Origin of the sequence: Streptomyces sp. JW3, assembly GCF_052216785.1 — a bacterium.
Classification (GTDB): domain Bacteria; phylum Actinomycetota; class Actinomycetes; order Streptomycetales; family Streptomycetaceae; genus Streptomyces.
The window spans coordinates 1-19,019 of record NZ_JBQOUX010000019.1; the positions used below are offsets into that span (position 1 = coordinate 1).

General features: G+C 73.0%; 13 protein-coding genes. 2 read left to right on the forward strand and 11 right to left on the reverse strand.

Annotated features, from left to right (window positions below):
• Window positions 1-52: 52 nt before the first annotated feature.
• The gene (locus ACTT8P_RS10855) at window positions 53-1,429 is read right to left on the reverse strand and encodes an alpha-lytic protease prodomain-containing protein (RefSeq protein WP_442831357.1); all 1,377 of its coding nucleotides are present in this window, start codon (window positions 1,427-1,429) and stop codon (window positions 53-55) included.
• A gap of 170 nt (window positions 1,430-1,599) precedes the next feature.
• Window positions 1,600-3,264, reverse strand: a complete 1,665-nt coding sequence (locus ACTT8P_RS10860) for an alkaline phosphatase D family protein (RefSeq protein WP_442831358.1) — start codon at window positions 3,262-3,264, stop codon at window positions 1,600-1,602.
• Window positions 3,265-3,714: 450 nt separating this feature from the next.
• Here ACTT8P_RS10860 and ACTT8P_RS10865 point away from each other — a divergent pair, with 450 nt between their 5' ends.
• Window positions 3,715-4,074, forward strand: coding sequence for a cupin domain-containing protein (locus ACTT8P_RS10865; RefSeq protein WP_442831359.1), 360 nt, complete (start codon window positions 3,715-3,717; stop codon window positions 4,072-4,074).
• Here the strand turns inward: ACTT8P_RS10865 and ACTT8P_RS10870 are convergent.
• From ACTT8P_RS10870 to rhaI, 9 genes are all read right to left on the reverse strand, one after another.
• Window positions 4,071-7,088, reverse strand: coding sequence for an alpha-mannosidase (locus ACTT8P_RS10870; RefSeq protein ID WP_442831360.1), 3,018 nt, complete (start codon window positions 7,086-7,088; stop codon window positions 4,071-4,073). The genes ACTT8P_RS10865 and ACTT8P_RS10870 overlap by 4 nt on opposite strands.
• Before the next feature lie 187 nt (window positions 7,089-7,275).
• Entirely contained in the window at window positions 7,276-8,577 is a 1,302-nt protein-coding gene (locus ACTT8P_RS10875) for an FtsX-like permease family protein (protein ID WP_442831361.1), read from the reverse strand.
• Window positions 8,578-8,580: 3 nt separating this feature from the next.
• Complete coding sequence (locus ACTT8P_RS10880; protein WP_442831362.1) at window positions 8,581-9,333, reverse strand: ABC transporter ATP-binding protein; 753 nt, start codon at window positions 9,331-9,333, stop codon at window positions 8,581-8,583.
• Window positions 9,334-9,433: 100 nt separating this feature from the next.
• Window positions 9,434-10,084: a LutC/YkgG family protein gene (locus ACTT8P_RS10885; RefSeq protein ID WP_442831363.1), complete on the reverse strand. Its 651-nt coding sequence runs from the start codon at window positions 10,082-10,084 to the stop codon at window positions 9,434-9,436.
• A complete protein-coding gene (locus ACTT8P_RS10890; protein ID WP_442831364.1) occupies window positions 10,081-11,583 on the reverse strand; it encodes a LutB/LldF family L-lactate oxidation iron-sulfur protein in 1,503 nt (500 codons plus the stop codon). The genes ACTT8P_RS10885 and ACTT8P_RS10890 overlap by 4 nt, the downstream gene beginning before the upstream one ends.
• Window positions 11,580-12,335, reverse strand: coding sequence for a (Fe-S)-binding protein (locus ACTT8P_RS10895; RefSeq protein WP_442831365.1), 756 nt, complete (start codon window positions 12,333-12,335; stop codon window positions 11,580-11,582). The genes ACTT8P_RS10890 and ACTT8P_RS10895 overlap by 4 nt, the downstream gene beginning before the upstream one ends.
• A gap of 72 nt (window positions 12,336-12,407) precedes the next feature.
• Window positions 12,408-13,856, reverse strand: coding sequence for a rhamnulokinase (locus ACTT8P_RS10900; protein WP_442831366.1), 1,449 nt, complete (start codon window positions 13,854-13,856; stop codon window positions 12,408-12,410).
• On the reverse strand, window positions 13,853-15,892 hold the full coding sequence (locus ACTT8P_RS10905) for a bifunctional aldolase/short-chain dehydrogenase (protein ID WP_442831367.1): 2,040 nt from the start codon (window positions 15,890-15,892) through the stop codon (window positions 13,853-13,855). Before ACTT8P_RS10905 ends, ACTT8P_RS10900 begins: the two co-directional genes overlap by 4 nt.
• A 109-nt stretch (window positions 15,893-16,001) precedes the next feature.
• Window positions 16,002-17,162 (reverse strand): L-rhamnose isomerase, encoded by a 1,161-nt coding sequence (gene rhaI / locus ACTT8P_RS10910; RefSeq protein ID WP_442831368.1) that lies wholly within the window; start codon window positions 17,160-17,162, stop codon window positions 16,002-16,004.
• Between the two features lie 268 nt (window positions 17,163-17,430).
• On the opposite strand from rhaI, the gene ACTT8P_RS10915 reads away from it, so the two are divergent.
• Window positions 17,431-18,951 carry a sugar ABC transporter ATP-binding protein gene (locus ACTT8P_RS10915; RefSeq protein WP_442831369.1) on the forward strand — a complete coding sequence of 507 codons (1,521 nt, stop codon included), beginning with the start codon at window positions 17,431-17,433 and terminating at the stop codon, window positions 18,949-18,951.
• The last annotated feature ends 68 nt before the right edge of the window (window positions 18,952-19,019 follow it).

The following is a 19,019-nucleotide window of genomic DNA, read 5'->3' on the forward strand; positions in this document are numbered from 1 at the left end:
CCGGGGCACCTTCCCCGGGCCGGACGCCGTTCGACTTCCGGTCAGCCGCTCGTCAGACTCGCTGCCACAGCGCCGGCGTGCCCTCCGGCGACCAGGCGACCTGCGCCTGGTGGTTCTGGAGGCAGGTGTACCGCACCCCGCCGTAGACGACCGTGGTCCCGGCCTGGTAGACCCGGCCGGTCCGCCAGCCGTCCGCCACCCCCTCGTCCGCCGGGGCCGGCAATGTGGACCGGGTGTCCTGCGTCTTCAGGGTGAGACCGAACTCCTCCAGCACCGGGTTGACCGGCTGGAAGAAGGTCGTCCCGCCGTTGGTGCAGTCGCCCGAGCCGCCCGAGGTGATGCCCTGCGCCTGGGCGCCCGCGACGAACGGGCCGCCGGAGTCGCCGGGTTCGGCGCACACCGTGGTCTGGGTGAGACCGTCGACGGTGCCCTCCGCGTAGCTGACGCTGGCGTCGTGCTGCTCGATGGTGCCGCAGTGCCAGCCCGTCGTGGAGCCCGAGCGGCACACCGCCGCCCCGACCAGCGCCTGCACCGAACCGGCCACCTGCACCTTCGTGTCGCCCTCGCCCTTCACGTCGGGCGTGGCCGTCCAGGTGTCGTTGACCCCGACCCACGACATGTCCTTGCTGGGGAAGGTGGACGCCTTGAACTCGCCCTGCGCGGACTTGTCGGCCCCCGCGGTCTTCGCGCCCGGCTTGCCGCAGTGCCCGGCCGAGACAAAGCCCTGCTCCTGGGTCTTGGTGACGGAGAACCCGATGGAGCAGCGCGCCTTGTCGTCGATGTAGTACGCCTCGCCGCCGACCAGGTCCGCCAGCACCCGCGGCCGGTTCTCCGACACCCGCACGCCCACGTCCCGCGCCGTCAGCCCGGCGGCCCGCACAAAGGCGGTGGCGGCCCGCTCGCTGGTGGCCTGCACCACGACCCGGTTGGCCGGCACGTCGACGTACCACACCGGCGTGTCCGGGGTGTCCACCCGCCGGCCGGCCGCGTCCAGCCGCTCCTTGACGGTCCGGAGGTCGGCCAGCGTCCGCTTGACGACCGTGGCCTCGGCGCCCTGCGCCCGGATGGCGGCCACGTGCGAGGCGTCGGTGGTGGCGACGGTGAGCCGGGCCGAGGTGGTGCCGCTCACCCAGGCACCGGCGAAGTGGGTGCCCAGCGTGGTGCGGAGCCGGCCGGCCCGGGTGCCCGCCTCGGCCTCGTTGACCAGCCGGGCCGTCGCCTGCTCCGCCGTCAGCCCCAGGTCGCGTTCGAGGGCCCGCAGCACCTGTGCCGACGGACGGTCGGCGCCGAGCGTCTGGGCGGCGGTGGGCAGCGGGCCCGGCGCGGGCGGCGGCCCGGCCGACGCGGCCGAGGGGACGGCGGTCAGGACCAGCGCGCCGAGCGCGGTGAGAGCGGCGCGGCGGTGGCCCGTGAGGTGTCTGCCGACCATGCGATGTGCCTCCTGAGACATTCCGGAGAAAGGTGGGGGAGTTGCCAGCCCTAGGGGCTTCTGAAGCCCCCTAGCCCGATCCGCCCCGGGAGATGCCGGACGGGCGCGGGGTTCGCGCTTTGGGGGACGCCGACGGGTGCCAAGTGCAGTACGCGGACCCGCCCGGCCGCTCAGGCCGGCTTCAGCCCCGGCGCGCCCGCCTCGGTGACGAAGGACGCGGCGGTGCTCAGCGCGGCGCCCGGCTGGGAGATGGCGGCGACCGTCTTGAAGTCCAGCCGGGCCGACTCCCGGCCGATCTCCACCGTGGCGAAACCGCGCTTGCCGTTGAAGAACTTCATGTGCGGGTTGGCCTTCATGTACGTGTCCCAGGTGTCGGGCTTGTCCACCCCGTCCTTGCCGCTGGCCACCGACGTGCAGGTCAGCTCGGTGCCCAGGGTCTTGGAGTCCGGGTCGTCGAAGTCCTCCTTGATGTCGAAGGCGTAGGCGACGTGCACGTCGCCGGTGAGCACCAGCCAGTTGTCGACGCCGGCCGCCTTCGCGCCGGCCACCACCCGGGCCCGGGAGGCGCGGTAGCCGTCCCAGGCGTCCATGGACATCCGGGCGTCGGCGGTCAGGTCGAACTTGCGCTGCGAGAAGGTGACCTGCTGCGGCATCACGTTCCACAGCGCGCCGGAGGACTTCCAGCCGTCCAGCAGCCAGCGCTCCTGCGCGGCGCCGGTGATGGTGCGCGCCGGGTCGTCGGACTCGGCGCCGGGCGCGTGCGGCCGGTCGTCGTAGGCCTGGTCGGAGCGGTACTGCCGGGTGTCGAGGATGTCGAACTGGGCCAGGGTGCCCCAGTGCAGCCGCCGGTACAGCTGGGCGTCGGGGCCCTGCGGGAGCTGGGCGGAGCGCAGCGGCTGGTGCTCCCAGTAGGCGCGGTAGGCGGCGGCCCGGCGGACCAGGAACTCCGACTGCGGGACGTCGTTCTCGGGCACGCTGCCGGCGTAGTTGTTCTCCGTCTCGTGGTCGTCCCAGGTGACGACGAACGGGTGGGCGGCGTGCGCCGCCTGGAGGTCCTCGTCGCTCTTGTACAGCGCGTACCGCAGCCGGTAGTCGGCCAGGGTCGTCGCCTCCCGGTTGAACACGTCGGGCAGCGTGATGTCGGTGTACCGGCGCTCGCCGCCCGCCGAGTTCACCGCGTACTCGTAGAGGTAGTCGCCGAGGTGGAACACCACGTCGACGTCCTCCTCGGCGAGGTGCTTGTGCACGGTGTAGTAGCCGTCCTGGTAGGCCTGGCAGGCGACGGCGGCCAGCCGCAGGGAGGACGGGTCGGCGCCCGCGGCGGGCGCGGTCCGGGTCCGGCCGGCCGGGCTGATGAACCCACCGGCGCGGAACCGGTAGTAGTACACGGTGTCCGGGTCCAGGCCCTTGACGTCGACGTGCACGCTGTGGCTGTACTCCGGGTAGGCCAGCGCCGTGCCCCGGCGCACCCGGACGCCGAAGTACTCGTCCAGGGCCACCTCCCATTCCACCGTCACCCGCTGCTCGCCCAGTCCGCCGTCGGTGGCGAACGGCTCGGGCGCCAGCCGCGTCCACAGCAGTACCGAGTCGGGCAGCGGGTCACCGGAGGCGACGCCGAGGGTGAAGGGGTCGTCGGTGAGCCGGGCGGCGTCCAGTTCGGGCGCGGCGACGGCGCCGCGGGCCGGCAGGTTGGTGGAGAAGGCGAGCGCCGCGGCGGCCGCGGTGACGGTGAGGAAGCGCCGGCGGCCGAGGTACCGGGCGGCGGCGCCCAGCACGGCGTCGTGCGGGGAGAAGGCATGCGCGGCCAGTGCGCTGGGACGGCCCGGGAACGCCATCTGGGGTCCTCTCGTACGGGAGCGGCGGACCATGCATGCTAAGCAGACAAAAAACCCGAAACGGGAGAAACGTGCGGGACGTGGGGACTGATCACACAGGAGGCGGTACGCGCGGCTGTCCGCCGCCGCCCGGTCCCTACCGGCGAGCCGCGCTTCGTGTACCTGTCAGTCGTGCCGCGGCCGCTGGGGTGCCCCGGCAGGGAGCCCGGGTCGGGCTGCAGCCGCCCGTGGGTGAACCGGAGCAGCCGGACCGTGGAGCGGGGCGAGCACCGCCGGCGTGATCACCCTGCCGCCGGACCGCTGGGGCCGCCCGCCGGTTGGCGTCCCCGGCCCGCCGGACGGACCATGGAGGTGTGGGGCCAGGCCCCCGCCGGTGTCAGCCGTGGGGAGCGCGGGGCAGACGGAGACCGGCCCCGGCCGCGCACCCGGCGGCCGGAAAGGAGGAGCGTCATGCTGGAGATCAAGACGCTCGACAAGCCCGACGAACGGCGCGACTTCCCCAAGGGACACATCGAGGCGGTCCACATGAGCGGACTCGACTTCGCCGTCGCCACCTTCGAACCGGGCTGGCGCTGGTCGGAGTCGGTGGCTCCGCTCGCCGGCACCGACAGCTGCATGATCCACCACAACGGGTACGTGCTCCAGGGACGCATGCGGCTGCGCATGGACGACGGCGCGGAGAGCGAGGTCGGCCCCGGTGACGTCTTCGTCTGCACCCCCGGACACGACGCCTGGGTCGTGGGCGACGAACAGGTCGTCGTCCACGACTTCGCCGGCGGCATGGCCCAGGAGTACGCCAAGGCCGACTAGCCGGCCCGCCGCACCCGCAACGTCACGATCTCGAACGGACGGAACGTGATCTGCACCGGCTCCCCGGCCGCCCAGGAGGCCGACCGGACGGCGGTGTTGCCGACCTCGGCGGGATCGCGTTCCAGGAGGTCGGTGGTCCAGGCGCGGGCGAACGGCTCGGACACCTCGATCCGGGTCCGGGCCCGGCCGCCGCGCGCCTCGTAGAGGCGGACGACGAGGTCCCCGGAACGGTCCTCGGCGAGTTTGACCGCCTCCACCACCACGGCCGGCGAGGAGACCGTCACCAGCGGCGCCACCGGCCCGCCGCCGGTGACCGCGCGCAGCGGGAGGTTGAGCCGGTAGCCCGTGTCCAGGGCCGCCAGCACGGTCGGGGCGGCCCGCAGCGCCGAGCGCAGCACCTGCTCGCCCTGGTCGGCGTGCGGGTCGGGGAAGCGCGGCGCGCGCAGCAGCGACTGCCGGACCAGGGTGAACACCGACCCGTCGGCGCCCCAGCGGCGGGTGATGTCATGGCCGTACGTGGAGTCGTTGGCGACCGCGGCACCGAAGTCCGGTTCGCCGACGTGCACCCAGCGGTGCGCCGCCGTCTCGAACCGGGCCGCGTCCCAGGACGTGTTGGTGTGCGTGGGCCGCTGGACGTGCCCGAACTGGATCTCCGAGGCGGCCCGGTCGGCGTGCACCGCGAGCGGGAAGGCCAGCTTCAGCAGCTTCTCCCGCTCCCGCCAGTCGACCCGGGTCTCGATGTCCAGCTCCCGGGCGCCCTCGGCGAGCCGGAAGCGCTGCGTGAACGCCGACTCCCCGAACGAACGCCGTACCACCAGCCCGTCGTCCCCCGCCTCCACCGCGTCCGCCGCGCGCAGCTCGGTGATGTGCCGGCGGTAGTGCGCGTCGACGTCCCAGGCGTCCCACTGGTTCGGCAGGTCGCGGCAGACCTGGAGCAGCGCCGCCGCCTCGCCCTCGGCCACCAGCTCCCGGCCGGCGTGCAGGTCGACGAAGGACACCAACAGGCCCGCCGCGTCGAAGGACGCCCGGACCACACCGTTGTCCAGCACCCAGCCGGACCCTTCGGCCACCGCCGCCGTCGCGGCCGGTACGGTGCCCGGCGCCGCGCCCAGCGCCGGGACGCCCACTGCCGCGACCGGCGCGGCGTTGAACAGGACCGGCGCCTCGCCCGCCCCGGCCAGGGCCCGCATCGCCGCGTCGATCAGCGGCTCCAGGGCGGCGGCGACGGCCGCGTAGCCCCGCTCCGCGTCCTGGTACACCCAGGCGATCGAGGAGCCCGGCAGGATGTCGTGGAACTGCTGGAGCAGCACCGTCCGCCACGCCGCGTCGAGTTCCTCGTACGGGTAGCTGCCGAGCCCGCGCCACGCGGCGGTGGCCTGCCACAGCTCCGCCTCGCGCAGCAGGTGCTCGCCGCGCCGGTTGCCCTGCTTGGTGCGCGCCTGCGAGGTGTAGGTGCCGCGGTGCAGTTCCAGGTACATCTCCCCGGACCAGGTGGCCGGCGCCGGGTGCGACGCCTTCGCGAGGTCGAAGAAGTGCCGCGGGGTGCCCACTTCGAGGGCCGGTGAGCCCTCCAGGGACCGGGTGCGGGCGGCGGCCTCCATCATCTCCCTGGTGGGGCCGCCGCCGCCGTCGCCGAATCCGAACGGCAGCAGCGAGACGTTGGAGAGGCCCTTCTCGGCGTACTGCCGCTGGGCGCGGGCCAGATCGGCGCCGGACAGGTCGGAGTTGTAGGTGTCGGCGGGCGGGAAGTGGGTGAAGATCCGGGTGCCGTCGATGCCCTCCCACCAGAAGGTGTGGTGCGGCATCCGGTTGGTGTCGTTCCAGGAGATCTTCTGGGTGAGGAACGAGTTGGCGCCGGCCGCGCGGGCGATCTGGGGCAGCGCGGCCGTGTAGCCGAACGAGTCCGGCAGCCACACCTCGTCCGGCTCGAAGCCGAACTCGCGCAGGAAGAAGCCCTTGCCGTGCACGAACTGCCGGGCCAGCGCCTCGCCGCCCGGCAGATTGGTGTCCGACTCCACCCACATGCCGCCGGCCGGCACGAACCGGCCCTCGGCGACCCGCTGCCGGATGCGTTCGAACAGCTGCGGGTAGTGCTCCTTGACCCAGGCGTACTGCTGGGCGCTGGAGCAGGCGAAGACGAAGTCCGGGTACTCGTCCATCAGGGCCAGCACGTTGGAGAAGGTCCGGGCGCACTTGCGGATGGTCTCCCGGGTCGGCCACAGCCAGGCCGAGTCGATGTGCGCGTGGCCCACCGCGACCACCCGGTGCGCGCTCGGGTGGGCGGGCGAGGCCAGGACGTCCGCGAGCGCCGCCCGGCCCGCGGCGGCGGTGCCGGCCACCCGGTCGGGGTCCACGGCGTCGCACATCCGCTCCAGGGCGCGCAGGATCTCGGCGCGGCGCGGCAGCGACCGGTCCAGCTCGCCCAGCAGACCGGTCAGCGTCCAGCAGTCCCGCAGCAGGGCGTCGACCGTCAGGTCGCGCTCGACCAGGTCGATCCTGCGCAGGGTGTAGATCGGCTCGCTGCCCGCGGTCCTCTTGTCGCCGAGCGGGGTGGGCAGGTAGAAGCGGTGCCCGCCGACGTCGGGGTTGGCGGCGGCCTCGATGTACAGGTCGACCGGGCCGGGGCCGACGGGGACGGCCGCGTTGAGCGGTTCGACGCCCTTCACGACGGTGCCGTCCGGGCGGTGCACCAGTCCCTCGGCCTGGAAACCGGGCTGGCGGGCCGAGAAGCCGAGGTCGACGACGAGTTCCAGGGCCACCTCCGGCCCGCCCCACCCGGCGGGGATCTCCCCGGTGACGTGGAACCACGTCGTGCCCCACGGTTTGCTCCACGGGGTGCCGGGCGCGACCGGGGTGAACTCCTGCCGCACCGCCTCGGCGAACGGCACCGGCTCGTCCGGCACCTCCCACGCCGTCACGTCCAGCGCGCGGTGCCGGCGCTCCAGTGCGGGCGCGACGCGCTCCCGTACGAAGCGCTCGACGCGCTTCTCGGTCTGGGCGGTGGTGTCGTGCATGGGTCCTCCCGACGGGCTCGGCGGTCTGCTGGTCGGCTGTGCGGTGGGACATCAGGCATGCGGCGGTGCCAGCCCGCCCAACGAGCCGCCCACCCGGTCAGTTTCGCCCGCGTCCGGCCGGAGCGCCCCGGGTGCGGAGCGGACCGGCCGTGCCGCTCGCTGAGCCGGGCCGGGCCGGGACGCCGGATCACGCCGCCACCGCCCGCACCGCCGGTACCCGCAGCACCCGTCGGGCCGTCCACACACTGGTGCCCAGTGTCACCGCCGCCGCGACCGCCGTCATCGCGAGCCAGGTGCCCCAGAACGCGTCCGGCAGTACCGCGTCGGTGCGGACCATGGTGAACGGGACGATCCCGGCCAGCGCGGCCACCGTGCCGAACAGCACCCCCGTCACCGTGAGCAGCACGCCCTCCACCGCGACCGTGCCGAGCACCTGGCCGGGCGTCGCGCCCGCCAGCCGCTGCTGCCCGAACTCGCGGGAACGGTAGGCCGTCGCCGCGTACAGCGAGTTGACCAGCAGCACGCAGACGAACACCGCGATGATGCCGACCACCGTGAAGTTGAGCGTCTCCAGGTTCTTGGCGTCGACCGACTTCACTCGGCCCGACGCCGCCACCGCGTCGCTCTCCACGGCCTGCAGGGTGAGCGTCGCCGTGGCCACCGCCGTGAACAGGATCAGCGACATCAGGATGCCGGCCAGTTGACCGGCCCGCCGGCGCAGATTGCGCACCGCGAGCCAGCCGCTCGCCCCGCCCAGCGGCAGCCACCCCACCGCCGAGGTCAGCAGCCGCGCCGCCAGCAGCGCGAAACCGACCGACAGCAGGATCGCCCCGTACGCGGCCGGTGCCATCAACGCCTCGTCCGTCGCGGCGAACCCGAACGTCGAGCAGGTGCACACCGCCCCCGCGCCCAGCGCCGCGTACGCCGGCAGCCGCCGCGCGGCCCGCCGCCCGCCCGGCCGGGTCGCCCGCCGCACCGCGAGGAACGCGGCGCCCGCCGCCGCCAGCAGGGTCACCACGACCCCGGACCCCAGGGCGATGGGCCCGAAGGCGTACGCCACCGACTCGTCCACCTGCCCGCTGTCCTGGAACACCCCGAGCAGCGCCCGCCCGCCGAGCATCGCCGGGCCGGCCGCCAGCACCGTGCCCGCCAGGGCCACCGCCACCGCCTCACCGACCACCATCCGGCGCAGCTGCGCCGGGGTGGCCCCCGAGCGGCGCAGCAGCTCCAGTTCGGCGGCGCGCTGGCGCACACTGACCGTCAGCGTCGAGGCGATCGCGAAGAACACCAGCAGCGTGCCGTAGCCGCCCACCACGCCCGCCGACAGCCCCAGGGTGTCCGCGCTCACCGCGTCGACACCGTCGCCCGCCGCCGTGTCGTGCAACGAGTTGAACGTCATGACGACTCCCGCGCCGAGGAAGGCGGACAGCAGGGTCGCGAGGAACCGTCCCGGCCGGTGCCGCACCGACCGCATGGCCAGAGCCCACATGGCTCACACCCCCGCCGTCAGGTCGTCGCCCAGGTGCGCCAGCCGCTCGGCCACCGCGTCCGGCGTCGGGCCCCGCAGCTCCCCGGCCACCCGGCCGTCCGCGAGGAACACCACCGCGTCGGCGTACGACGCGGCGACCGGGTCGTGCGTCACCATCACCACGGTCCGCCCGTGCACCCGCACCGCGTCCTGGAGCAGCCGCAGCACCTGCCGCGCGGCCCGGAGGTCCAGCGCGCCGGTCGGTTCGTCCGCGAAGACCACCCGGGGCTCGGCGACCAGCGCCCGCGCGATCGCCACGCGTTGCCGCTGGCCGCCGGAGAGCTGGTGCGGCCGGTGCCCGAGCCGGTCGCCGAGCCCGACCGAGGCGAGGATCTCCCGGGCCCGCCGCCGGTCCACTCGCCGCCCGGCCAGCTTCAGCGGCAGCACCGTGTTCTGCGCGACGGTCAGCGTCTCCAGCAGGTTGTACTCCTGGAAGACGAACCCGACCCGCCCGCGCCGGAACTTGGTCAGCTCCGTCTCCGTGCCGCCGGTCAGCTCCGTGCCGTCCACGCACACGACCCCGGCGTCCGGCCGGTCCAGGCCCGCCGCGCACCGCAACAGCGTCGACTTGCCCGAGCCGGACGGCCCCATCACCGCCGTGAAGGTGCCCTGTTCGAGGCCGAGTGTCACCCCGTCCAGCGCGGTCACCGCCCCGTCGCCGGTGCCGTACGTCTTGCTGACCTTGACCAGCCGCAACGCCTCGCGGGACATCGTCATCACCTTCCCCGACGGCACACCCTGTGCCTCGACCACGACGCTACGAGCGCGCCGGTCCGGACACAGTGGGCGCAGGGCCCGGATCCCGGGGTGTACTCAGCTACACCCCGGGGGCCGTCGTACCGTGCACCAGCACCACCTCCAGGGTGCGCGGGCCGTGCACCCCCTCCACCCGGTCCAGCTCGATGTCGCTGGTGGCCGAGGGGCCGGAGATCCAGGTCAACGGGCGGGCCGGAGCGAGCCGTTCGAGGGCCTGGGGCACCGAGGAGACCACCTGGCCGGGGACCCGGACGACACAGATGTGGTGGTCCGGCACGAGGGTGATCCGGCGGCGGCCCTGGTCGGGGGAGCCGTCCAGGACGAGGGTGCCGGTCTCGGCGACGGCGACGGCGCAGCCGGTGACGACACTGTCCACCCGGTCCAGGTCGGCCGCGGTGGCGTCGGCCAGGTCCGCGACCCGGGGGACGTCGGTCTCCGCCAGCCAGCCTTCGTCCAGCCCCGGCGGCACGACCACCGACGTGGACCCGCGCGCGGCGAGCAGCCCGGCGAGCACCGACGGCAGCTCGTCCCCGGCGCACCGGTGCACCAGGGCCCGGTAGTCCGCCAGGTTCTCCGCCAGCAGCTCCACCGTCTCCGTGACGCTCCGCGCCCCGTGCTCGCGCAGATAGTCCCGCTCGGGGGGTGCCTCCTCGCCCGGTACGTCGGCCAGCGCGCGCCGCACCCGGCCCAGAATCCGTTCCCTGCTGCTCACTTGGCTCCGTCCTTCCCGCCGCGGGTGCGCTGCCACCAGTCCCGGAACGGTTCGGCCGGCACCGCCGGCAGATCCCGCCCGGCGCTCCACGCCCGGCCCGGACCGGGCAGGGTGCGCGGATGGAACCGGCGGGTGCGCGACGCCAGCCGCTGCCCGGTGCGCAGCGCGCCCGGATGCGTGAACGCCCACTGCGCGGCCCGCATCGCCGCCCGCTCGGCCGCGTGCCCCTTCGCGGGCTTGAGTACCACCCGGTTGCCCTCGCGGACCGCCGGTCCGCCCTGCACCACCCGTTCCCGCAGGTGCACCAGCACCTCGGGGATGTCGATGGCGACCGGGCACACCTCGTAGCAGGCGCCGCACAGCGACGACGCGTACGGCAGGGAGGCGTCGATGTCGCTGCCGGTACCGCGCAGTTGCGGGCTGAGGATGGCGCCGATCGGGCCCGGGTACACCGACCCGTAGGCGTGCCCGCCGGCCCGCTCGTACACCGGGCAGACGTTCAGACAGGCCGAGCAGCGGATGCAGCGCAGCGCCTGGCGGCCGACCTCGTCGGCGAGGGTGTCGGTGCGGCCGTTGTCCAGCAGCACCAGGTGGAAGACGCGGGGGCCGTCGCCGTCGGTGGTGCCGGTCCACGTCGAGGTGTACGGGTTCATCCGCTCGGCGGTCGAGGAGCGGGGCAGGGTCTGGAGGAAGACCTCCAGGTCCTGCCAGGTCGGCACGATCTTCTCGATGCCGACCACCGAGATCAGCGTCTCGGGCAGGGTCAGGCACATCCGGCCGTTGCCCTCGGACTCCACCACCACCAGCGTGCCGGTGTCGGCGACCACGAAGTTGGCGCCGGAGATGCCGACCTTGGCGCGCAGGAACTTCTCCCGCAGGTGCAGCCGGGCCGCCTCGGCCAGTTCGGCGGGGGTGTCGGTCAGCCCCTCGGGGGCCGGCCGGCCCCACTCGCTCATCTCCCGCTGGAAGATCTCCCGGATCTCGCCCCGGTTGCGGTGGATGGCCGGGACCAGGATGTGCGAGGGCCGGTCCTTGCCCAACTGCACGATCAGCTCGGCGAGATCGGTCTCGTAGGCCCGGATGCCCTCGGCCTCCAGCGCCTCGTTGAGCCCGATCTCCTGGGTGGCCATCGACTTGACCTTGACGACCTCCGACTCGCCGGTCGCCTTGACCAGATCGGCGACGATCCGGTTGGCCTCGTCGGCGTCGGCGGCCCAGTGCACGACGCCGCCCGCCGCCGTCACCGACTCCTCCACCTGTTCCAGGTAGCGGTCCAGGTGGCGCAGCGTGTGGTCCTTGATCCGCTTCCCGGCCTCGCGCAGCTCGGCCCAGTCGGAGACCTCCGCGACGGCCTTGGCCCGCTTGGCCCGGATGGTGTGCGTGGCGTGCCGCAGATTGCCCCGCAGCGTCGTGTTCCGCACCGCCTCGTGCGCGGCCTTCGGGAAGGCCGGGTGGGCGGGCGGGGGAAATGCAGGCATCCCTACGAATGTGCCGCTCATGCCGCCGTTTCCTCCTCCGTACTGGCCAGGATCTCGGCGATGTGCACCGGCCGCATGCCGGTCCGCAGCCGGCTCATCGTCCCGCCGATGTGCATCAGACAGGAGTTGTCGGCCGCGCACAGCACCTCGGCGCCGGTCGACTCGGCGTTGCGCACCTTGTCGGTGCCCATCGCCAGCGACACGTCGGCGTTCTTCATGGCGAAGGTGCCGCCGAACCCGCAGCACTCCTCGGCGCCCGGCAGTTCCATCAGGTCGAGCCCCTTGACCGCCCGCAGCAGCGCCAGCGGCCGGTCGCCGAGCCCGAGGGAGCGCAGCCCGTGACAGGTCGGGTGGTACGTCACCGTGTGCGGGTAGTACGCCCCGACGTCCGTCACCCCCAGCACGTCCACCAGGAACTCGGTCAGCTCGTACGTCTTCGGCACCACCGGCGCCAGGGTGGCCGCGAGGGTGTCCCCGCGCCCCTCGGACCGGGCCCGCTCACCCATCCGCGGATACAGCTCGCGCACCATCGCCCCGCAGGAGCCGGACGGCGTCACGATCGCCTCGTACTGGCCGAAGACCTCGGAGAAGTGCCGGGCCAGCGGCTCCGCCTCGTGCCGGTAACCGGTGTTGTAGTGCGCCTGCCCGCAGCAGGTCTGACCGGCCGGGAAGTCGACCTCGACGCCCAGCCTGGTCAGCAGTTTCACCACCGCGCGCCCGGTATCGGGATAGAGCGTGTCGTTGACGCAGGTCAGGAACAAAGCGACACGCATCGCGGCTCCTTGCTGTTGATCATCGGATGAAAGAAGGGTAGTGCGGTGGCCGGGAGCCGGGACAGACCCCGGTCACCGCTCGGCGAGTCGGGACGCGGCGGCCCGCCAGCGGGCGCCGTCCCCGCGCGGCTCGTAGCGGACCGGCCGCTGGGTGCGGACCAGCAGGTCCCGCATCCCGGCCAGGTCGCCGACCAGCCCGCCCGCGCGGGCCTGCACGAGGACGTTGCCGAGCGCGGCGGCCTCCGCCGGGCCGGCCACCACCGGCAGCCCGCAGGCGTCGGCGGTCAGCTGGCACAGCAGCGCGTTGCGCGCCCCGCCGCCCACGATGTGCACGACGTCCACCGGATGCCCGGCGAGCCGCTGCGCGTCCTCGACCGCTCCCCGGTGGGCCAGCGCGAGGGAGTCCAGGATGCACCGGGTGATCTCGGCGGGCGTGCCCGGCACCGGCTGCCCCAAGGCCCGGCACGCCGCGGCGATCCGCTCCGGCATCCGGCCCGGCGCGAGGAACGCCGCGTCCCCCGCGTCCACCACCGACCGCAGCTCGGGCACCTCGCCGGCCGCCCGCAGCAGCTCGCCCAGGTCCGGGGTGCCCCAGGCCCGTACGCACTCCTGGAGCAGCCACAGCCCCATGATGTTGCGCAGATAGCGGACCGTGCCGTCCAGGCCCAGCTCATTGGTGAAGTTGGCGGCCCGGCTCTCCTCGGTCAGCACCGGCGCGGTCAGCTCCAGACCGGCCAGTGACCAGGTGCCGGTGCAGATGTACGCGAACCGCTGGTCCGTCGCCGGCACCGCGGCCACCGCGGAGGCGGTGTCGTGCGAACCGACCGCCGTGACCGGCACCGGCCCGGTCAGTCCCGTCTCCTCCAGCACCGCCGGCCGCAGCAGCCCCGCCGGATCCCCGGGCAGCCGCAGCGGCGGGAACAGCCCGAGGTCGACGCCCAGCCGCTCGGCCACGTCGTGCGCCCAGTCCCGGGTGCGCGGGTCGATCAGCTGGGTGGTGGAGGCGTTGGTCAGCTCGGTGCCCTGCTCACCCGTCAGCCAGTACGTCAGCAGATCGGGGATGAGCAACGCCCGCCGCGCCTGCGCCAGTTGGGCAGTCGACCGAGCGGCCGTCAACTGGTACAGCGTGTTGAACGGCGCGTACTGGAGCCCGGTCGCCGCGTACAGCTCGGCGGCCGGCACCGTCGCCCACACCTTCTCCGCCACGCCCTCGGTACGGGCGTCGCGGTAGTGCACCGGGTTGCCGAGCAGCGCCCCGTCCGCGTCCAGCAGCCCGTAGTCCACCGCCCAGCTGTCCACGCCCACGGACGCCACCTGCCCGGCCGCCCGCAGCCCGTCAAGCACCCCGGCGTACAGCCCCAGCACGTCCCAGCGCAGCCCCTCGGGAAGGCGCACCGGCCGGTTGGGGAACCGGTGCGCCTCGGTCAGCTCCAGGGTGCCGGGGCCGACGCGGCCGACCATGACGCGCCCACTGGACGCGCCGAGGTCGACCGCGGCGTACGAGGTCAGGTCCGTGCTCATCGCAGGAACGCGGCGGCGACGCCGGCGTCGACCGGGACGTGCAGGCCGGTGGTGTGCGTGAGGTCACCGCCGGTCAGCGCGAACACGGCGTTCGCCACGTGCTCCGGGAGCACCTCGCGCTTGAGCAGCGTGCGCTGGGCGTAGAACTCGCCGAGCTTCTCCTCCGGCACCCCGTAGACGGCGGCCCGCTTGGCGCCCCAGCCGCCCGCGAAGATGCCCGAACCCCGCACCACACCATCGGGGTTGACCCCGTTGACCCGGATGCCGTGCTCGCCCAGCTCGGCCGCGAGCAGGCGCACCTGGTGCGCCTGGTCGGCCTTGGTGGCGGAGTAGGCGATGTTGTTCGGACCGGCGAAGACGGCGTTCTTCGAGGCGATGTAGACGATGTCGCCGCCGAGTTCCTGCGCGATCATCACCCGGGCCGCCTCCCGCGACACCAGGAACGACCCGCGGGCCATGATGTCGTGCTGGAGGTCCCAGTCCTTGGCGGAGGTCTCCAGCAGCGGCTTGGAGATGGAGATGCCGGCATTGTTCACGACCAGGTCGACCCCGCCGAACGCGAGCACCGCGGCCCGGAACGAGGCGGCGATCTGCTCCTCGTCGGTCACGTCGACGGTCACCGCGACGGCCTTGTCCGGCCCGCCCAGCTCCTCGGCGACGGCGGCCGCGTTGTCCCCGTTCAGATCCGCTACGACGACACAGGCGCCCTCGGCCACCAGCCGCTCGGCGATCGCCCGGCCGATCCCGCTGCCCGCGCCGGTCACCAGCGCGACCCGGGTGGCCAGCGGCTTGGGCTTCGGCATCCGCTGGAGCTTGGCCTCCTCCAGGGCCCAGTACTCGATCCGGAACTTCTCCGACTCCTCGATCGGCGCGTACGTCGAGACCGCCTCGGCGCCCCGCATCACATTGATGGCGTTGACGTAGAACTCGCCCGCCACCCGCGCCGTCTGCTTGTCCTTGCCGAAGGAGAACATGCCCACGCCCGGCACCAGCACGATCGCCGGGTCGGCGCCGCGCATCGCGGGGGAGTCCGGCTCGGCGTGCCGCTGGTAGTAGGCGGCGTACTCCTCGCGGTATTCGGTGTGCAGCTCCTTCAGCCGCGCGATCGCGTCCTCAAGCGGCGCGTCCGGCGCCACGTCCAGGACCAGCGGGCGGACCTTGGTGCGCAGGAAGTGGTCCGGGCAGGACGTACCGAGCGCGGCGAGCCGCGGGTGCTCGGCGCGGGAGACGAAGTCCAGCACCACGTCGGCGTCGGTGAAGTGGCCGACCTGCGGCCGGTCCTGCGAGGCGACGGCCCGGACGTACGGCGCGAGGGCGGCGGCCCGCTCCCGCCGCTCGGCCTCGGGCAGCGGCGCGTACTCCTCGACGACGGGCCCGAACGGCTCGGCCTTCCCCCGCTCCGCGAGGAACTTCTCGGCGGTCCGGATGATGTGCAGCGAGTTGCGCTCGCACTCCTCGGAGGTGTCACCCCACGCGGTGATGCCGTGTCCGCCGAGCACACAGCCGATCGCCTGCGGGTTGGCCTCCTTCACCGCCGCGATGTCCAGCCCGAGCTGGAAACCGGGCCGGCGCCACGGCACCCACACCACGGTGTCGCCGAAGCACTCGGCGGTCAGCTTCTCGCCGTCCGCCGCGCAGGCCAGCGCGATCCCGGAGTCGGGGTGCAGATGGTCCACGTGCGCGGCCTCGACCAGCCCGTGCATGGCGGTGTCGATGGACGGCGCGGCCCCGCCCTTGCCGTGCAGGCAGTAGTCGAACGCGGCGACCATCTCGTCCTCGCGCGCGACGCCCGGGTAGACGTCCTTGAGTGCCCGCATCCGGTCCAGCCGCAGCACCGCGAGCCCGGCCTCGGTCAGCGTCCCGAGGTCACCACCCGACCCCTTGACCCACATCAGCTCCACCTCACCCCCGGTGACGGGATCGGTCTCGGTGCCCTTGGCGGAGGCGTTGCCCCCGGCGTAGTTGGTGTTACGGGCGTCGGAGCCGAGCCGATGGGAACGAGCGATCAGTGCGGAGGCTTCGGGGTGGGATGCCATGCTGTCCAGTCCTTTTCACACGAGGGAGATGTATCCGAAGGGGCGCGGGGAACTGCGCGACCAGCCACACTCGGCCCGCAGCCCGCGAATCACAGAACCCGGCAATCGCTTACGCGCCCCACCCCGCCTGCTCCCCACCGACCCGCTCAGCGACAACCTGCTCCGCCCACCCCGACGCCTTGTAAGCCTTCAGGGGCTCGGGGTCCAGCCCCATCTCCTCCCGCACCTCACGAAGCAACGGCCGCACATCCGTGTTGTACGCGTCCATCAGCACCGCGTTGGCCTCCAGCACATCCCCGGAAACCTGCGCCGCGGCCAGCGCCTCGCCGTCGACGAGCAGCGCCTTCGCCGTGGCCTCCTGCACGTTCATCACCGACCGGATGATCGCCGGGATCTTCGCCTCGATGTTGTGGCACTGGTCCAGCATGAACGCCACATCCGCCGAGAACCCCCCGCCCCGCACCACCTCGTACATGATCCGGAACAGCTGGAACGGATCGGCCGCCCCGACCATCAGGTCGTCGTCCGCGTAGAACCGCGAGTTGAAGTCGAACCCGCCGAGCTTCCCCTCCCGCAGCAGCGTCGCGACGATGAACTCGATGTTGGTGCCCGGCGCGTGGTGCCCGGTGTCGACGACGACCTGCGCCTTGTCGCCCAGCTTCAGGCAGTGCGCGTACGCCGTGCCCCAGTCCGGCACGTCCGTGGCGTAGAACGCCGGCTCGAAGAACTTGTACTCGAGCAGCATCCGCTGGTCGTCGCCGAGCCGCCCGTACACCTCGGCCAGCGCCTCGGCCAGCCGGTCCTGCCGGCCGCGGATGTCGTCCTGACCGGGGTAGTTGGTCCCGTCGGCGAACCACAGCTTCAGGTCCTTGGAACCCGTCGCGTCCATGATGTCGACGCACTCCAGCAGATGGTCCACCGCCTTGCGGCGCACCGCCGAGTCCGGGTGGCAGACACTGCCCAGCTTGTAGGCGTCGTCCTGGAAGGTGTTGGAGTTGATCGCGCCGACCTTCACCCCGCGCTTCTCGGCGTACTCGGCCAGCGCGGCGAAGTCGTCGACCCGGTCCCAGGGGATGTGCAGCGCGACGGTCGGCGCCACCCCGGTGAACTCATGGACCTTCGCGGCGTCGTCGAGTTTTTCGAACGGGGAGCGCGGCACACCGGCCTGCGCGAACACCTTGAACCTGGTGCCCGAGTTCCCGTACGCCCACGACGGCGTCTCGACTGCCTGGGTCTTCAGCGCGGCCTTCACCGCGGCGAGCTCGGTCACGTCGGCTCCTGACGTCGGGTCGCACCGTGCTGCGTACGACCATGTATGAAACGATTCAGAACGCGAAGCTATGAGGCCGCCGAAGGGGTGTCAAGCCTTCTGGCCAAGCCGGATCCCCGTGATCCTGTCGTGACCTTCGGCTATCGAAAGTTTTTCGACCCGGACCCATTGACGTGACATGCCCCACCTGCCTAACGTCCCGGCAACCCAGTTGAAACCTTTCACGACGCCGTGAGGGCCGTCCCGCCGGCGTCGTCGAGGAGCCCCCATGACCCACCCGTCGTCCGATACGGGTCCGGCCCCGGTTCTCGCCCTGAAGGACGTGTCCAAGTCCTTCGGCGCGGTCCGTGCCCTGCGGGACGTCTCCCTGGAGCTGTTCCCCGGGGAGGTGCACGCCCTCGCCGGTGAGAACGGCGCGGGCAAGTCCACCCTGATCAAGACGCTCGCCGGAGTGCACCGTCCCGACGCCGGCCAGGTGCTGCTCGACGGTGAACCCGTCGTCTTCCACGGCCCCGGCGACGCCCGCGATGCCGGCATCGCCGTCATCTACCAGGAGCCGACCCTCTTTCCCGACCTGTCGATCGCCGAGAACATCTTCATGGGCCGCCAGCCGCGGCGCGCGCTCGGCCGGATCGACCACAAGGCCACCCACGCCGTCACGGCCGACCTGATGCGCCGCCTCGGCGTCGACCTCGACCCGGACCGCCCGGCGCGCGGTCTGTCCATCGCCGACCAGCAGATCGTGGAGATCGCCAAGGCGCTCTCCTTCGACGCCCGTGTCCTGATCATGGACGAGCCGACCGCCGCCCTCACCGGCAGCGAGGTGGCCCGCCTCTTCGGGGTCGTGCGCACCCTGCGCGAGGAGGGCGCGGCGGTACTTTTCATCTCCCACCGCCTGGAGGAGATCTTCCAGATCTGCCGCCGGGTGACCACGCTGCGCGACGGCGCCTGGATCTCCAGCGAACTGCTCGACGGCATGACCGAGGACGACCTGGTGCGCCGGATGGTCGGCCGCGATCTGGACGAGCTGTACCCCAAGCAGGAGGTCACCCCCGGCGAGGTCGCGCTCAGCGTGCGCCGGCTGACCCGCGAGGGCGTCTTCACCGACGTCTCCTTCGAGGTGCGGCGCGGCGAGATCGTCGGCCTGGCCGGACTGGTCGGCGCCGGACGCACCGAGGTGGCCCGCGCGGTGTTCGGCGTGGACCGCTGGGACGCCGGTGAGGTCGAGGTGGACGGCAAGTCGCTGGTGAACGGCGCGCCGTCCACGGCCATGGCCGCCGGCCTCGCCCTGGTCCCCGAGGACCGGCGCGCCCAGGGCCTGGTGATGGACATGTCCATCGAGCGGAACATCGGCCTCACCGGACTCCGTACCACCGTGAAGGCCGGCCTGGTGGACCGCGGCGCCGAGCGCAGCCGGTCCCTGGACTGGGCGGTCAGGCTCCAGGTGAAGTACGCCCGGATCGCGGACACCGTCAACACCCTGTCCGGCGGCAACCAGCAGAAGGTGGTGCTCGCCAAGTGGCTCGCCACCGGCCCCAAGGTACTGATCGTCGACGAGCCCACCCGCGGCATCGACGTCGGCACCAAGGCCGAGGTGCACCGGCTGCTGAGCCAACTGGCCGCCGACGGCGTCGCCGTCCTGATGATCTCCTCCGACCTGCCGGAGGTGCTCGGCATGGCCGACCGGGTGCTCGTGATGCACGAGGGCCGGCTGACCGCCGAGATCTCCCGCGCCGACGCCACCGAGGAAACCGTGATGGCCGCAGCCACCGGGAGGGCCGCCGCATGACCGTCGTCACCAGGGCCGCGCCCACGTCCCCGGGCAGCACCGGGCCGGCCGGCCGTACCGCCCCGATC

Coding starts and splice junctions, on each gene's coding strand:
- ACTT8P_RS10855 (WP_442831357.1), bottom strand. CDS start 1,429: ATGGTCGGCAGACACCTCACGGGCCACCGCCGCGCCGCTCTCACCGCG.
- ACTT8P_RS10860 (WP_442831358.1), bottom strand. CDS start 3,264: ATGGCGTTCCCGGGCCGTCCCAGCGCACTGGCCGCGCATGCCTTCTCC.
- ACTT8P_RS10865 (WP_442831359.1), top strand. CDS start 3,715: ATGCTGGAGATCAAGACGCTCGACAAGCCCGACGAACGGCGCGACTTC.
- ACTT8P_RS10870 (WP_442831360.1), bottom strand. CDS start 7,088: ATGCACGACACCACCGCCCAGACCGAGAAGCGCGTCGAGCGCTTCGTA.
- ACTT8P_RS10875 (WP_442831361.1), bottom strand. CDS start 8,577: ATGTGGGCTCTGGCCATGCGGTCGGTGCGGCACCGGCCGGGACGGTTC.
- ACTT8P_RS10880 (WP_442831362.1), bottom strand. CDS start 9,333: ATGACGATGTCCCGCGAGGCGTTGCGGCTGGTCAAGGTCAGCAAGACG.
- ACTT8P_RS10890 (WP_442831364.1), bottom strand. CDS start 11,583: ATGAGCGGCACATTCGTAGGGATGCCTGCATTTCCCCCGCCCGCCCAC.
- ACTT8P_RS10895 (WP_442831365.1), bottom strand. CDS start 12,335: ATGCGTGTCGCTTTGTTCCTGACCTGCGTCAACGACACGCTCTATCCC.
- ACTT8P_RS10900 (WP_442831366.1), bottom strand. CDS start 13,856: ATGAGCACGGACCTGACCTCGTACGCCGCGGTCGACCTCGGCGCGTCC.
- ACTT8P_RS10905 (WP_442831367.1), bottom strand. CDS start 15,892: ATGGCATCCCACCCCGAAGCCTCCGCACTGATCGCTCGTTCCCATCGG.
- ACTT8P_RS10915 (WP_442831369.1), top strand. CDS start 17,431: ATGACCCACCCGTCGTCCGATACGGGTCCGGCCCCGGTTCTCGCCCTG.